The organism is Pseudovibrio sp. Ad5 (assembly GCF_001623095.1).
Taxonomy (GTDB): Bacteria; Pseudomonadota; Alphaproteobacteria; order Rhizobiales; family Stappiaceae; genus Pseudovibrio.
Window position 1 is genome coordinate 147,824 of record NZ_LMCH01000007.1, and the last position, 13,403, is coordinate 161,226.

Annotated in this window: 16 protein-coding genes; 8 read left to right on the forward strand and 8 right to left on the reverse strand. The window is 52.0% G+C overall.

Annotation, left to right across the window (positions count from 1 at the left end; all coding sequences use genetic code 11):
* The first annotated feature begins 106 nt into the window (after positions 1–106).
* Together PsAD5_RS05010 and PsAD5_RS05015 are read left to right on the forward strand one after the other, a co-directional pair.
* Positions 107–457, forward strand: a complete 351-nt coding sequence (locus tag PsAD5_RS05010; protein WP_208988487.1) for a hypothetical protein — start codon at positions 107–109, stop codon at positions 455–457.
* 150 nt (positions 458–607) lie between these two features.
* The gene (locus PsAD5_RS05015; protein WP_063291290.1) at positions 608–967 is read left to right on the forward strand and encodes an NINE protein; all 360 of its coding nucleotides are present in this window, start codon (positions 608–610) and stop codon (positions 965–967) included.
* Between the two features lie 142 nt (positions 968–1,109).
* On the opposite strand, the gene PsAD5_RS05020 is transcribed toward PsAD5_RS05015, so the two are convergent.
* A complete protein-coding gene (locus tag PsAD5_RS05020) occupies positions 1,110–1,652 on the reverse strand; it encodes a carboxymuconolactone decarboxylase family protein (RefSeq protein WP_057464702.1) in 543 nt (180 codons plus the stop codon).
* Between the two features lie 274 nt (positions 1,653–1,926).
* Positions 1,927–2,478, reverse strand: coding sequence for a peroxiredoxin (locus tag PsAD5_RS05025; RefSeq protein WP_063286144.1), 552 nt, complete (start codon positions 2,476–2,478; stop codon positions 1,927–1,929).
* A gap of 246 nt (positions 2,479–2,724) precedes the next feature.
* Between PsAD5_RS05025 and PsAD5_RS05030 the strand changes: the two genes are divergently transcribed.
* From PsAD5_RS05030 to rpmF, 3 genes are all read left to right on the forward strand, one after another.
* Positions 2,725–3,669 (forward strand): hydrogen peroxide-inducible genes activator, encoded by a 945-nt coding sequence (locus tag PsAD5_RS05030; protein WP_063291311.1) that lies wholly within the window; start codon positions 2,725–2,727, stop codon positions 3,667–3,669.
* Positions 3,666–4,382: a monofunctional biosynthetic peptidoglycan transglycosylase gene (mtgA, locus tag PsAD5_RS05035; protein ID WP_063291291.1), complete on the forward strand. Its 717-nt coding sequence runs from the start codon at positions 3,666–3,668 to the stop codon at positions 4,380–4,382. The genes PsAD5_RS05030 and mtgA overlap by 4 nt, the downstream gene beginning before the upstream one ends.
* Positions 4,383–4,522: 140 nt before the next feature.
* A complete protein-coding gene (gene rpmF, locus PsAD5_RS05040; RefSeq protein ID WP_057464705.1) occupies positions 4,523–4,708 on the forward strand; it encodes a 50S ribosomal protein L32 in 186 nt (61 codons plus the stop codon).
* A gap of 127 nt (positions 4,709–4,835) precedes the next feature.
* On the opposite strand, the gene PsAD5_RS05045 is transcribed toward rpmF, so the two are convergent.
* The 3 genes from PsAD5_RS05045 to PsAD5_RS05055 form a co-directional block, all read right to left on the reverse strand.
* Complete coding sequence (locus tag PsAD5_RS05045; RefSeq protein ID WP_063291312.1) at positions 4,836–5,468, reverse strand: LysE family translocator; 633 nt, start codon at positions 5,466–5,468, stop codon at positions 4,836–4,838.
* Positions 5,469–5,647: 179 nt separating this feature from the next.
* Positions 5,648–6,376 (reverse strand): acetoacetyl-CoA reductase, encoded by a 729-nt coding sequence (gene phbB / locus PsAD5_RS05050; protein ID WP_057464706.1) that lies wholly within the window; start codon positions 6,374–6,376, stop codon positions 5,648–5,650.
* A gap of 169 nt (positions 6,377–6,545) precedes the next feature.
* Positions 6,546–7,730 carry an acetyl-CoA C-acetyltransferase gene (locus PsAD5_RS05055; RefSeq protein WP_063286141.1) on the reverse strand — a complete coding sequence of 395 codons (1,185 nt, stop codon included), beginning with the start codon at positions 7,728–7,730 and terminating at the stop codon, positions 6,546–6,548.
* Between the two features lie 351 nt (positions 7,731–8,081).
* Here PsAD5_RS05055 and phaR point away from each other — a divergent pair, with 351 nt between their 5' ends.
* Complete coding sequence (phaR, locus tag PsAD5_RS05060; RefSeq protein WP_063291292.1) at positions 8,082–8,699, forward strand: polyhydroxyalkanoate synthesis repressor PhaR; 618 nt, start codon at positions 8,082–8,084, stop codon at positions 8,697–8,699.
* 53 nt (positions 8,700–8,752) lie between these two features.
* Here phaR and PsAD5_RS05065 read toward each other — a convergent pair whose 3' ends face one another.
* The 3 genes from PsAD5_RS05065 to PsAD5_RS05075 form a co-directional block, all read right to left on the reverse strand.
* Positions 8,753–9,457, reverse strand: coding sequence for a methyltransferase family protein (locus PsAD5_RS05065; protein WP_208980650.1), 705 nt, complete (start codon positions 9,455–9,457; stop codon positions 8,753–8,755).
* 101 nt (positions 9,458–9,558) lie between these two features.
* The gene (locus PsAD5_RS05070) at positions 9,559–10,191 is read right to left on the reverse strand and encodes an HAD family hydrolase (RefSeq protein ID WP_063291293.1); all 633 of its coding nucleotides are present in this window, start codon (positions 10,189–10,191) and stop codon (positions 9,559–9,561) included.
* 84 nt (positions 10,192–10,275) lie between these two features.
* Entirely contained in the window at positions 10,276–10,707 is a 432-nt protein-coding gene (locus tag PsAD5_RS05075) for a GlcG/HbpS family heme-binding protein (protein ID WP_057464711.1), read from the reverse strand.
* A 115-nt stretch (positions 10,708–10,822) separates the two neighbouring features.
* Between PsAD5_RS05075 and ggt the strand changes: the two genes are divergently transcribed.
* Positions 10,823–12,421, forward strand: a complete 1,599-nt coding sequence (ggt, locus tag PsAD5_RS05080; protein ID WP_063291294.1) for a gamma-glutamyltransferase — start codon at positions 10,823–10,825, stop codon at positions 12,419–12,421.
* A gap of 561 nt (positions 12,422–12,982) precedes the next feature.
* Positions 12,983–13,309: a hypothetical protein gene (locus PsAD5_RS05085; protein WP_063291295.1), complete on the forward strand. Its 327-nt coding sequence runs from the start codon at positions 12,983–12,985 to the stop codon at positions 13,307–13,309.
* Positions 13,310–13,403 lie beyond the last annotated feature (94 nt).

The following is a 13,403-nucleotide window of genomic DNA, read 5'->3' on the forward strand; positions in this document are numbered from 1 at the left end:
GCCCCGGAATTAGTTCCGGGGTTTGTTGGGTTGGATCATCGACGCCCAGTAAAATCATTGGCTACTTTCCTGATGTTTAGAATGCATGGGTGAAAGCAGGTCGTTGGTGTTTGATGATATTCCATTGCCCTCGCAAAGGCGGCGAGAGGGCATTTTCAATTTTTCCGAACCGGGTAAGTTGACAGCTTATGCCGTTTTGCTTGGGCAGTTCGCGGCCCACCGGTTTTATCTGCGCAAGCTTGGCAGTGCTGTTGTTATCAACTGCCTGAACATTACAGCAGTTTTGATCCTGATCCCGTTGCTGATGGGATTGGACGGGCATAATTTGATTGCTGATCTGACGACAGGCGAGTGGGTTGGCTTCGGCGTTGCCATCGGCATGGCGATGATTGCGAACATTTGGGTGTTTATCGATCTGATCGTGCTGATTGTATTGCTTATTCGGGAGAGCTTTTAGGGCAGCTGTGAGGCGGCGTCTTGGTTTCTTCAGGTTTGCCTAGGAAGAACTCATAGCCCCTAGTTCGATACCGTAAATTTCGAGAGATGTGTTGATCGATAATGCGTGTCAGCCTCTGAGTGTGATCAAAGCTCACCGGAGGTCGTAGTTATGAGCGATCAAACCGTCATTCCGCCTAGTAAAAGAGGTTTCTTTTATCTCAAGAATCCGCACAAATCTGCTGTGGTGACGGTGATCCTGTCACTCTTTTTGGGCGGCTTGGGGCTGCATCGGTTTTATCTTGGGAAGCCGCTGAGCGGAGCAGTGATGCTTGTTCTCTCTTTGATTACGGCTTTTCTGATTGTGAGCGGTCTGAACCGGATGGAGACGTTGGATCCAAACGGAATGCTGGCCGTTGTCAGTGGAGCTTTGGGGCTGGGAATGATTGTCTCTGCGTGGGCGTTCGTTGATCTTCTGATCATCCTTGTGGGAGTGTTCAATACACCTTCCGAGCCGAATGAGGTTCGTTAGAGGCCCATTACAAAGAAAAGCCGAAGCTGGGGGGCTTCGGCTTAGCTCTTGGAGCCAGTTTAGGTATCGCCTGTTATTCGGGGCACGAATAATCCTGGGAGGGGATTAAACAGGGCGAAACCCTATAGAGAGGTGCTTGTGGTTATTCAGCTGCTTCCAATTCCAGTTCTGATGCTTCAAGGGCGACAGCAGCAGATTGGATGATTGATGCGAAACGAACAGCTGTTTGCACCATCTCGGCAGTTACTCCAGCTTTGCGCAGGATAGCTTCATGGCTATCGATGCACATGCCACAGCCGTTGATGGCGGATACAGCAAGCGACCACAATTCAAAATCAACTTTGTCTACGCCCGGCTTGCCAATCACGTTCATGCGCAATTTGGCAGGCATGGTTCCGTACTGCTCATTTGAGGAGAGGTGTACGAAGCGGTAGTAGATGTTGTTCATACTCATGATTGACACAGCAGCTTTGGCGGCGCTCATCGCTTCTGCGGACAGGTGCGGAGCAGCTTCTGCAATCAGGGCCTTTTTCACGTCTGCGTTGCGGGTGGCGATGGCGCAAGCGACGATCAGGCCGTATTTCTGTTGAGCAGTCAGAGATTCATCAGTTCCCATAGAGCCAAGATTCAAACGAACGTCCTTAGCAAAGTCACCAAGGCGGGATTTCAAGGAATCGATGGACATGATGTTTCTCCTAATGATTTTAGCAATGGGCCACGTGCAAAGTGATGGTTTTTAGTTTTTGATGCGCAAACTCTTCCGAAACCTGTTTTTTATTGTCTTCGGAAGTACGCTAAAAAAGACCGGAGCCTGCGATTTTTCGCTTTATGTGCTCCGGTCCTGATCGTTCCGGACTTAGAGCTTGGCGCCTTCATATGCATTCACGCACCAAGCTCTAAGTCCTTATTTTCTCGCGTATTCTTACCCGAAAACCGGAACCACTTTTCGGGAATACGCTTTAAGCTGCGATTACGTCGCCGCCAACTTCACGGTTACATGGGCAGAGTTCGTCGGTCTGCAGAGCGTCGAGAACACGCAGGGTGTCTTTAGGGTTACGGCCAACGTTCAGGTTGGTTGCGTAGATGTGCTGAATGGTGTTCTCGTTGTCGACAACGAAGGTGTAGCGGTATGCAACGCCGTCTGGGGAGCGAACGCCGAGGCCGTCGATCAGGGAACCGTTGGTGTCAGCGAATGCCCAGATTGGCAGCTTATCGAGATCTGGGTGATCACGGCGCCATGCCAGCTTACAGAATTCGTTGTCGGAAGAACCACCGAGTACAACTGCGTCACGGTCTTCAAACTCACTTGCAAGGCGAGCGAATTCAGCGATTTCGGTTGGGCATACGAAAGTGAAGTCTTTTGGGTAGAAGAAGATTACTTTCCACTTACCTTCGAAGCTTTTTTCAGTGATTGCTTCAAATGCGCTTTCGCCGTTTTCTTCGTGGTTGTTGAAACCAGGCTTTACGCCAACTACTTCAAATTCTGGAAGCTTTTCGCCGATACCGAGCATGGTACTCTCCTAAATATGGAATGACGCCAGAGCGCGTCGATTAGTGATTCTCATGAAGACTTGGAAAATACGTCTTCGTTGGGGTCTTTATGCAACTCTTGATTTGATCGGTCAAAACGATAATAACGAAGAAGTCCATCGATTTTTTCGATGGGCATGCTAAGTTGTCTCGGGATTGGCCAAATTCCGCCAAAATTTAGAGAAATTCTAATCTATGAGCTTTGATCTGTGTCATCTGGTCGCACAATGTTACCCACATTAAAACAGCTTCAGTACTTCAAATCGCTGGCCAAACACCTGTCTTTTTCGAAGGCGGCAGAGGCTTGTTTCATCACACAATCAACGCTTTCTGCCTCGATCAAGCAGTTGGAAGGTATTCTTGGATGTGAGTTGCTGGACCGCTCTGGCCGCACGCTCGTTCTGACTGAAGCGGGAGAGAAGGTGCTTGAGAGGGCATCTTTGCTGTTGCGTGATGCGGAGGACCTTGTGCAGGGGGCTCGTGCACAGAACAAGCCGTTGTGTGGTCGGTTCCGGTTGGGGGTGATCCCGTCCGTTGCTCCGTTTCTGCTGCCGCGCTTTCTGCCTCAGCTCAGAGAGCTTTATCCTGAGCTGCAATTGTTCCTTCGTGAGGATCTGTCGCGCAATCTGATGATTGCTTTGCGGGAAGGGCGCATTGATGCGGCACTGATGGCGCTGCCCTATGACACGACGGGGTTTGAATCTGCCGAGATTGGGAGCGATGATTTTTATCTGGCCGTGCCGAGCGCACACGCGCTGGCGGGAGCTCATGAAGTGATGATGGAAGATCTGGCAGATGAGGTGTTGTTGCTGTTGGAAGATGGCCACTGTTTGCGAAACCATGTGCTTGCCGCAACGGGAGGGCGCATGCTGACGGCAAATGAAGATGTACAAGCCACATCTTTATCAACACTTGTGCAAATGGTGGATAACGGCATCGGCGTCACTTTGGTGCCACGTATTGCAGTAGATGCAGATATCGACCGCGGGACCTCTTTGAAGCTGATCAAGATTGCCGACAAGAATGCGCGCCGGACGATTGGAATGGTCTGGAGGCGTAAATCTTCTTTTGAAGGAAATGCAAAATTACTTTGCAAGGCTCTGGAACGCTTTATGGTTGAAACTCAAAGAGACGTCTCGGTTCCTCAAGATGTATCGGAGAAGAGTGCTTGAAGAAAGCGCGTTCAAAGGAGAAACCAGAGCCATTAAAGCGCAGGATCAGGCGTTGGGTGTTGCGTACACTCGGGGTGCTTGTGGCTTTGCCGGTGGTGTTGACCCTGCTGTATTCTGTGGTTCCTCCTTATTCCAGTCTGATGCTGTTTCGCGTTGTGACTGGTCAACCCGTTTGGCGTGAATGGGTGCCTTTGGAAGAAATTTCCATTAATTTACAAAGTTCTGTGGTCGTCTCCGAGGACGCTACGTTCTGCACTCATGGCGGTGTTGACTGGCCTGCGGTGCGTGGGCAGGCCTGGAAGTTGTTTGAAGGCAAGCGCCCTCGGGGGGCGAGTACCATCACCATGCAGCTTGCGAAGAACCTGTTTCTCTGGAACGACAGGGATTATCTGCGCAAAGTGCTGGAGGTTCCTCTGGCGATGCTCATCGATACGGTGCTGTCAAAACGGCGGGTTTTGGAGATCTATCTGAACGTTGCGGAGTGGGGTCCGGGGATCTTTGGAGTGGAAGCTGCATCGCGAACTTTCTTTGGGAAAAGTGCTGCAAAACTTTCTGCGACTCAGGCCTCTTTGCTGGCTACAGCGCTCCCAAACCCAATTGCCAGGAATCCCGCAAAACCTAGCTCTGGACATCGCAGGCTTGCCGGTATAAACCGTAGCCGAGCTCAGGTGGCCGGCGAAGTGCTTAACTGTATTTCGGCGCCGGAGAGGTAGTGCGAAATTATTTTCGTATAAGGACTGGCAAATCCTTCTGTTTGCCTGTATAACCCCCGCCAATCTGAGAGATTGTGTATTTCGCACGTTAACGCCGCGCTTGAGTGGCGCGTGCGCATGTGACGAGAGAGAGAGCTACAATGGCTGTTCCTAAGAAAAAAGTATCGCGTATGAAGCGCGGCTTTCGCCGTTCTACTGATGCTCTGGCACAACCAGCTTACGTGGAAGACAAGGATTCCGGCGAACTTCGTCGCCCGCACCATGTTGACCTGAAGAGTGGTATGTACCGGGGTCGTCAGATCCTTCAGGCTAAAGACGACGCTTAAGTCTGAAGCGATCAGCGCGAGTTGATTTTGAAAAGGCCGTCCCTCGGGGCGGCTTTTTCTTTTTGTGGTGCTTCGCTTGAACTAAGAAAGGCCGCTCTGTGAAAGGGTGGCCTTTTTTGATTTTCTGCTAGCGTTGGCTTTCGAAAGCTAATCTTGCTGCAAGGCCTGCAAACACGGCACCCAAAACATAGTTTGCGAGAAACTTAAGCTTTCCGTTGCCTCCGAGTGTTCGCATCATGTGATTTGCTGCGACAATGACAGTTCCGTTGATGAAGAAGCCGACTGTGTTCAACACGGTGGCAAGGATCATTATCTGAACTGCGACGTTTCCAGCTTCTGGTTTCACAAATTGAGGAAACAAGGCCAGGATGAAGATGACCATCTTGGGATTGAGTAGGTTAGTTAAAAGGCCCTGACGAAACATCTGAATGGATGAGTGCGTCTTATTTTCAATAGTTGTATTGGCGACCTCTGATTTTGAGGTGAATGCCTTCCAAGCCAGAAACAGCAAATAAGCAGCGCCTGTAAACCGAACAACATCATAAGCGATAGGAACAGCAAGAAAGAGCTGTGAAAGGCCAAAGGCTGCGGCAAACGCATGAAAGTATGTTCCTGTGGCAATTCCTGCAAAGGTGGCTAGTCCTGCACGTCTTCCCTGAGCTGCACTGCGGGAGGCAATTAGCAGCATGTCTGGGCCGGGAGTTGCAGTGAGAGCAAAGGACGCTGCTGTGAACAGAAGCAGCGTTGAAAGATCTGGCATTGCGTTTCCACCCGAGTTCATATGCAAACGAGAGGTCATATCGGAATTGTCTGCACACATCAAACTTGCCAAATTTTGTCGGTGCGTTCCAGATAAGAAAAACCGCCCCTTAGAGAGGCGGTTTTGGTGTTTGATCGTCATTTAACGTTTCAGAGCGGGAGGTCCCTCACCGCTGCGTATTAACCGTTTGCGACGTATTGGGCGCCGTTGATGGTCATGACGGAGCCGGTGACGAAGGCTGCGGCTGTGGAGGCGAGGTAGCAGACCATGCCTGCGATCTCTTCTGCCTTGCCCAGGCGACCGACCGGGATCTGGCCGATGATGCCTTCCAGAACCTTCTCAGGGACAGCAGCGACCATGTCAGTGTCGATATAGCCTGGGCAGATGCAGTTCACGGTGATGCCCTTGCGCGCTGTTTCCTGCGCCAGTGCTTTTGTGAAGCCGATCACGCCTGCTTTTGCTGCGGAGTAGTTGGTCTGGCCGATCTGGCCTTTCTGTCCATTGATGGAAGAAATGTTGATGATGCGGCCAATACCACGCTCGCGCATGCCATCCAGAACCGGGCGGCTCATTGTGAACATTGAGTCGAGGTTGGTTTTCATCACGGCGGTCCACTGGTCATAATCCATCTTGTGGAACCAGCCATCGCGGGTGATGCCCGCGTTGTTTACGAGAACTTCGACCGGGCCGAGCTCTTCTGCCACTTGAGCAATACCTGCTTCACAGGCCTTAGGGTCCGCTACATCCCATTTGTAAACACTGATGCCGGTTTCTGCGCTGAATTTATCAGCTGCTTCCGTGTTGCCTGCATATGTTGCGGCAACTGTGTATCCTGCATCCTTCAATCCTTTGGAAATCGCTGCGCCGATGCCACGCGTTCCTCCGGTTACAATTGCTACCCTGCTCATCGATATACTCCCCGCCTTAGGAATAAAATATTGGAACCCACCGTTACAGGTAATAATAATGACGGAGCAAAGACAACTCCGTCATTAGTTAGGGAATTGACTTGAACTTTACGCAGGGACCATAAAGCTCAATTATTCCAATTAGGTGACATTACTACCAATGTTGAGGTTATTTTCTCTCAACACACAGTGCGATACCCATACCTCCACCAATGCATAGGGTTGCCAGGCCTTTTTTCTTCTCTTCGCGCTTCATTTCATGCAGAAGAGTTACAAGTACTCGCGCGCCGGATGCACCAATTGGATGACCAAGAGCGATTGCGCCGCCGTTGACGTTGAGCTTGTCTGAGTCGATTCCCAGTTCCTGACCAACGGCAAGAGCCTGCGCTGCGAAGGCTTCGTTTGCTTCGATGAGATCGAGGTCATCAATAGCCCAGCCAGCTTTCTCGAGTGCTTTTTTGGAAGCAGGGATTGGGCCAAGACCCATGTATGCAGGATCAACACCAGCAGTTGCCCATGACTTGATGGTTGCCAGCGGTTTCAGGCCACGTTTTTCAGCTGCGTCTGCGCTCATCAAAACAAGAGCTGCTGCGCCATCGTTGATGCCGGATGCGTTGGCTGCGGTTACGGTGCCTTCTTTTTTGAATGCCGGGCGCAGTTTCTGCATTGCGGAGATTTCAGCACCCATGCGGATGAATTCATCATCTTCCACCACGCGCTCAGTTCTGCGCTCTTTTACGGTGATTGGAGTGATTTCGTCTTTGAACTTGCCAGCTTTCAGAGCAGCTTCTGCTTTGTTCTGAGAGGAGACAGCGAACTCGTCCTGAGCTTCACGGGTGATCTGGTACTTTTCTGCGATGTTTTCTGCAGTGATACCCATGTGATAGCCTTGGAATGCATCAATCAGGCCGTCCTTCAGCATGGTGTCAGTCATGGAGTAGTCACCCATTTTCACGCCGGCACGCAAGCTCTGGCAGTGTGGGGACAGGGTCATGTTTTCCTGACCGCCTGCAACGATGATATCTGCATCACCGGACTGGATCTGCTGCATGCCCATAGCGACAGCACGCAGGCCTGACCCGCAAACCTGGTTGATAACGATAGCGGTCGAATCATCTGCCATGCCAGCGTTGATCGCTGCCTGACGTGCCGGGTTCTGACCGAGACCAGAAGTGAGCACGTGGCCGAAGATAACTTCGTTGACGTCGTTTGCTTCCACTTTCGCCTGATCAAGTGCTGACTTGATAACCGCGGTGCCGAGGTCTTGAGCTGGGGTGTTGGCGTAGGATCCGTTGAAGGATCCGATTGGGGTACGTGTCGCGCTTACAATTACAACATCATTAGGCGAGGTCATGTGCAATTCTCCAATATTTGTGCAATGCGGGACTTCTTATTCGCACGCAAATCACCAGGGCGGGCAGCCATGCTGGTGCAATGCAGCATAAGAGATCCTTCGAACTCGTAGAATACCTAATGGGCAGACTATTCAATTTGTAGGGGGGAAAGCCAGATGAATTCGATAATTCCAATTAAGACCATAGTAGACCAATGAAACCGCTAGCGTGAAAGGTGGGATTTAGCTTACTCTGCGGCTTACTAGTTAATCTCGTATGTAAAAAATATGGGATCAGGGGGGAGCTGGCCGGAGCAAATTGGGATAGTGTTCCAGATCAGCCATAATAGCGCATTGAGGTACTCAAATCTGATGGCTAAGACAAACGAAGCCACTATCATCAAGAAGTACGCCAACCGGCGGCTCTACAATACTGGAACCAGCACCTATGTGACTCTCGAGGATCTTGCGGTGATGGTGAAGGATGAAGATGACTTCGTCGTCATTGACGCCAAATCCGGTGATGACATCACGCGGACTGTTCTGACGCAGATTATCTTTGAGCAGGAAAGCAAGGGGCAGAACCTTCTTCCAATTACCTTCCTGCGCCAGCTGATCCGGTTTTACGGTGACAGTATGCAAAACCTCGTGCCAAGCTATCTGGAATTCTCCATGTCCTCTCTCACCCGAGAGCAAGAGAAGTTGCGCAGCCAGATGAACCAGAACTTTGGCTCCTCTGCCTTTGAGGTTCTGGAAGATCAGGTGAAGCGAAATGCGGATATGTTTGACCGTGCGATGAAGATGTTCCTGCCGTTTGATGGTACTAATCCTGCGGATATGCCGGGGCAAGCTCAAACGCCGGAAAAGGAAGCTGCGCCTAAACCTGCAGAAACGCAGGCCAGCAGCGGCGATATTTCTGACCTGAAAGAGCAGCTTGCAGAAATGCAAAAGCAGATCGCAGCTTTGGCAGCAGCCAAAAAAGACGCCTGATACATGCACATTGCTGCTGAGTTATGGAAGCCGGAGGGATGCCTTCGGCTTTTTTAATAGATCCACGGGAATAAGCGGCAAGGGACCTTCTCAGTATAGGTTGTGTAACCTTCGCAGTTGCTGGTGAGGGTTTTTTCTTCAGTTCTCATCAGCGGCAGGAAGCCGAGGATGATGAGCGGGATTGCGAGGAAGGCGAAGAGTTTTGAGCCCAGTATCATGGAAAGGCCTGCGATGCAGAACATGAGACCGAGATACATGGGGTGGCGGACCAGTGCGTACGGTCCGCAGCTTTCAACGCATTGCTGCTCGCTCAGGTCTATTTGAGGTGTTGGCTTGGCGAAGGGGCTTTTGCTGAAGGTCCAGACGATGAGAATGACACCGCACAGGAAGAGGAACAGGCCTCTGAGGATTGGTTTCACGTCTCCCGTTTGAGGCAGGATATGCCAGAGGTGAGCGTCCAGAGCAGCGAGCAGGAAGTAGACGAAGATCACTCCGAACAGAATGAGAGTGGCGCGTTTGTCTCCCTTCAGGGCCTTGGAGGGGAACGAGGTGCGTTCTTTGAACAACCAGGGATTTATGCGGGCGAGCCATAAGCCTACGCCGACTTGCGCGAAGTAAACCAGTGCCACAATCATCAAGCCCCGCGGCCATGCCAGTGATGATCCTGCGAAAGCGATGGATGGCAAGATGGCGAGTGCGATGAAGACCGCGAGCATCGCTGAGCTTATGGTCAGACGTAGGTACAGACTTCTCTCCATCTCAACTTGCGTGTGTTGCAATTGCACAAGTTTACGGAGAGAAACCGTCTTTGAGGCGAACAGATTGCTGGTCTGCTGAATACCCGGTTAGTGGGATGTTTCTAATTCGCCGGAACCTGCTCATTGATCAGCCCCAGTGTGCGAATGTAACTGGCGAACGCTGGTTCTGTGGTGAACTGGTAAGCGGTCAGGCCTGCTTCGCGTGCGCCTTCCACATTGTCGAGGCGGTCATCCACGAACAGGGTTTCTTCTGGTTGGAAGCCGTACTTCTCGCAGACTGTCAGGTAGATGTTCGGGTCTGGTTTGCGGGTTCCGAATTCAGCGGAGGCATGGCCGCGGTCACCAAAGATTGGCTCAAGTGCCGGAGCGACTTCATAGAGCGCGTTTTTCAACATCATGCCGTTGTTGGTGAGCAGGGCGACTTCGTGGTTTTGTTTGATTGCTTCCACATGGGAGAGCATATCCGGCCATTCGGTCATCATGTCCCGGCGGATTTTGACCCACGTTTCACGTGAAATAGGATGGCCCAGAAGTCGTTGATACTGCGAGAGGTATTCTGCTGCAGTGTGCGGCGTGCCTGCTTCGGCGGCGTTTTCTTCGGGTCCCTTAAAGACGATATGATCGATCTCTTCGGCTGGTTTGCCGGTCATGTCAGCGAGGACATTCAGACGGTAGGGGTGGTCATAATCGTAAAGGACGTTGTCCATATCAAAAATAACAAAGCGAATGGGCATGGGTACCAATCTGAAATGAAGTGAACCGTGATGATGGTGCAGTTGCTGGGCGCAATATAGTCCAGCAACTGCGGTAAAGTTGTGTCAGCCTGCGTCAGCAGTGAAACCAGCTGCTTCAATGCCTGCAATGGCTGAAGCTTCGTCGTTTTCGGATGTGTCGCCGGTGATGCCGACTGCGCCGAGAATTTCGCCGTCAGTGTTGCGGACCAGAACGCCACCCGGTACCGGCACAATGCCACCGCCTGCAACGCCGTTGAGTGCCTGCACGAAGTGAGGGCGGCTTTGGGCGTTGTCGTTGAGCCAGCGGGACCCTGCGCCAACGGCTACGGCGCCATAGGCTTTGCCCATTGCGATTTGTGGGCGCAAAATTGATGAGCCATCCTGACGTTCGAGCGCGACGAGGTGGCCGCCTGCATCCAGCACAGCGACGGTGAGTGGTTTGAGGCCTAGCTCGCTTCCTTTAGCCTGTGCTGCTGAGATGATTGTCCGGGCGTGATCAAGATTGAATTGCACCATAAGTATTTCCTGATAGGTTTTGCTGAATCACCCTGTTTTAGCAGAGGATGATGATACGGGGAATTCTTCGTTAGGGGACCGGAGATTCACTGGTAATTACAAAGAGGGATTTTTCGTGTTTAGAGATTTTCATGCTCCGGGTCGCTCCGCTGTTTATGCACCACATGCAATGGCAGCGACATCCCATCCATTGGCTACCAACGCAGCGCTCGAAATTTTGAGAGAGGGCGGTACTGCCGTTGATGCTGCTGTGGCCGCGATGGCTGTTCATTCTGTCGTTGAACCGCATATGACGGGCATTGGTGGTGATTGCTTTGCCATTGTTGCGCAGCCGGATGGTACGTTGTCGGGCATGAATTCTTCTGGGCGTGCTTCTAAAAATGTGAGTGCAGATAAGCTGATAGCGGATGGTTTGCTTGATGTTGCTGTGGATTCAATTCACGCCGTGACTGTTCCGGGAGCCTTGCGTGGGTGGGAGAAGCTGCTCAAAGACCATGGACGATTTTCATTCGATAAGGTTCTGAAGCGGGCGATCGGTTATGCGCGTGATGGGTACTCGGTCTGCCCGCGTGTGGCTGCGGACTGGAAAGGTGCTGTTGACTTTCTCAAGCGTGATGAAGGTGCATCTGAGCTGTTTTTGAAGGATGGTCGTGCGCCTGTTGTTGGTGAAATGATGCGTAACCTTCCCTTGGCTGAGACACTGGAAGCTGTTGCAAAGAGTGGAGCGGATGCGTTCTACAACGGCCCGATTGCTGAAGAGATTGCAGCAGTAGTGCAGGCGAAGGGTGGATACCTGACAGCGGACGATCTGGCAGCGCATGAGGCTGTTGATCTGACGCCCGTCACCACGGACTATCGCGGTGTGACGGTTGCTGAATTGCCACCTAACGGGCAGGGCATTGTAGCTCTGGTTATGCTGGAGCTGATGAAGCGGTTTGACTGGGCAGATCTGGATCCAATGGGGCCAGAGCGGTTCCATCTGGAGATGGAAATTGCCAAGATTGCTTATTCTGGCCGTGATCGTTTTCTTGCTGATCCTGAGACTATGGAGTTTGACCCGCAGGCGTTTCTTGATAGCGACTACATCGACGGTCTTGCCAAGTTGATCCGCACGGATGCTGTGTTGCCGAGGCAGCCGGAAGAGGTGCTCTCACCGAAGTCTGATACGGTTTATCTTAGTGTGGTTGACGAGAATGGTCTGGCCATTTCGCTCATCAACTCCATTTATCACGGCTTCGGCTCTGGTATCGCGACACCGAAATCCGGTGTGCTTTTGCAAAACCGTGGGGCGTGCTTCACGTTGGAAGAGGGGCATCCAAACCAGATTGCTGGCGGCAAGCGGCCAATGCACACTATCATTCCGGCGATGGTTCTAAAGGACGGACTGCCTTATATGAGCTTTGGTGTGATGGGCGGCGGGTATCAGCCGTGCGGGCATGCCCATGTGCTTTCCAATCATCTGGACTACGGTATGAACATGCAGGAAGCCATTGATTGCCCTCGTATGTTCATCGACGAGAAGTCCTTGTCTTTGCAAGCTGAAACCAGTGTCTCAGCGGAGACGGTTGAAGCACTGCAAGCTTTAGGCCATGAGGTTGCTATTGTAGCTTCCCCTATCGGCGGTGGACAGGCCATCATGTTTGACCGAGCCAACGGCGGCGGCCTGATTGGCGGCTCTGACCCACGCAAAGACGGCTGCGCACTGGGTTATTAAAGCACTGGTGTTTTGTTGGCTGTGATGGGTATCCAGAGTGACAGGTTGGTTGCTCTGGGGCCTCAACCGTCATGCCGGACAAGCGGAGCGCTGATCCGGTATCCAGTGTCAAAGGTGCTGGTGTTGGTGAGGGCAGCTCTGGATCCCGCATCAAGTGCGGGAAGACGAGGGAGAGGGCTGGGGCTCTAGGTTCCGCATAGCGCTGCGCTTGTGCGGGATGACGGTGGTGGGGTCTCACCAGCGTATCCTTGCGGCAACAGTTCTTTCGCTTTTGCAACTTTTCGTTGACAGGTGGCCGGTTCCATTCCACATTCATATGTGAGGCTTCACAACCTCTTGTCAGCGGTAACCGCTCCCGTCAACTAGCGGATTTTTTGTGCCTTTTTTCTGAGGGCGCAAACCCTTTGCTATGAGCGGGAGGGCGGTGAATACAACACCTCCTTCGGGGGGGAATAAACTCGCCTGTCTGACTCAGGTTGTGAACCTCCCGCTCGCCAGCGGGCCGTCACAAGCTCATTGTCGTGCGGTTCATTCAACAGCCAAGTCAGAAAGGCTTTGATAATGGACGACTCTGCATGCGCCTGTGGCGCCACAAATACTCTTCAGAATGAATTTGACGAAATAAATGTTGCTGTTTCTGATCTCCAGAACCTTGCTTATGTGCAGCATATGGTGCTGAGCGAGCGGATGAAGAACAGTTGTGAACGTGACGTTTTATTCACTTTGCACTACGCTTTATGTAACCGCCTAGAGGCACTTGATAAGACCTGCGGAATTTTAACCGATGCGTTGTCTGGCACGTCCTTCCCTAAAGGATCGTCCGGTCACGCGACACGCAGCGTCGCCTCTCCACCACCGGTCGAAACCAATATTGTGTCTCTTGATTAGATCACTGTGAACGGCACTCCAAGGGCTGCCTCAACTACCCTTGCACAGCCCTTCATGAGTGTCCTGCTGGTCTGCGGCCGGGCCACCCGTCCCA

Excerpts from the sequence above, each read along its gene's own strand:
- PsAD5_RS05015 (WP_063291290.1), top strand. The coding sequence starts at position 608 with ATGAGCGATCAAACCGTCATTCCGCCTAGTAAAAGAGGTTTCTTTTAT.
- PsAD5_RS05020 (WP_057464702.1), bottom strand. The coding sequence starts at position 1,652 with ATGTCCATCGATTCCTTGAAATCCCGCCTTGGTGACTTTGCTAAGGAC.
- PsAD5_RS05025 (WP_063286144.1), bottom strand. The coding sequence starts at position 2,478 with ATGCTCGGTATCGGCGAAAAGCTTCCAGAATTTGAAGTAGTTGGCGTA.
- PsAD5_RS05030 (WP_063291311.1), top strand. The coding sequence starts at position 2,725 with ATGTTACCCACATTAAAACAGCTTCAGTACTTCAAATCGCTGGCCAAA.
- rpmF (WP_057464705.1), top strand. The coding sequence starts at position 4,523 with ATGGCTGTTCCTAAGAAAAAAGTATCGCGTATGAAGCGCGGCTTTCGC.
- PsAD5_RS05045 (WP_063291312.1), bottom strand. The coding sequence starts at position 5,468 with ATGCCAGATCTTTCAACGCTGCTTCTGTTCACAGCAGCGTCCTTTGCT.
- phbB (WP_057464706.1), bottom strand. The coding sequence starts at position 6,376 with ATGAGCAGGGTAGCAATTGTAACCGGAGGAACGCGTGGCATCGGCGCA.
- PsAD5_RS05055 (WP_063286141.1), bottom strand. The coding sequence starts at position 7,730 with ATGACCTCGCCTAATGATGTTGTAATTGTAAGCGCGACACGTACCCCA.
- phaR (WP_063291292.1), top strand. The coding sequence starts at position 8,082 with ATGGCTAAGACAAACGAAGCCACTATCATCAAGAAGTACGCCAACCGG.
- PsAD5_RS05065 (WP_208980650.1), bottom strand. The coding sequence starts at position 9,457 with ATGGAGAGAAGTCTGTACCTACGTCTGACCATAAGCTCAGCGATGCTC.
- PsAD5_RS05070 (WP_063291293.1), bottom strand. The coding sequence starts at position 10,191 with ATGCCCATTCGCTTTGTTATTTTTGATATGGACAACGTCCTTTACGAT.
- PsAD5_RS05075 (WP_057464711.1), bottom strand. The coding sequence starts at position 10,707 with ATGGTGCAATTCAATCTTGATCACGCCCGGACAATCATCTCAGCAGCA.
- PsAD5_RS05085 (WP_063291295.1), top strand. The coding sequence starts at position 12,983 with ATGGACGACTCTGCATGCGCCTGTGGCGCCACAAATACTCTTCAGAAT.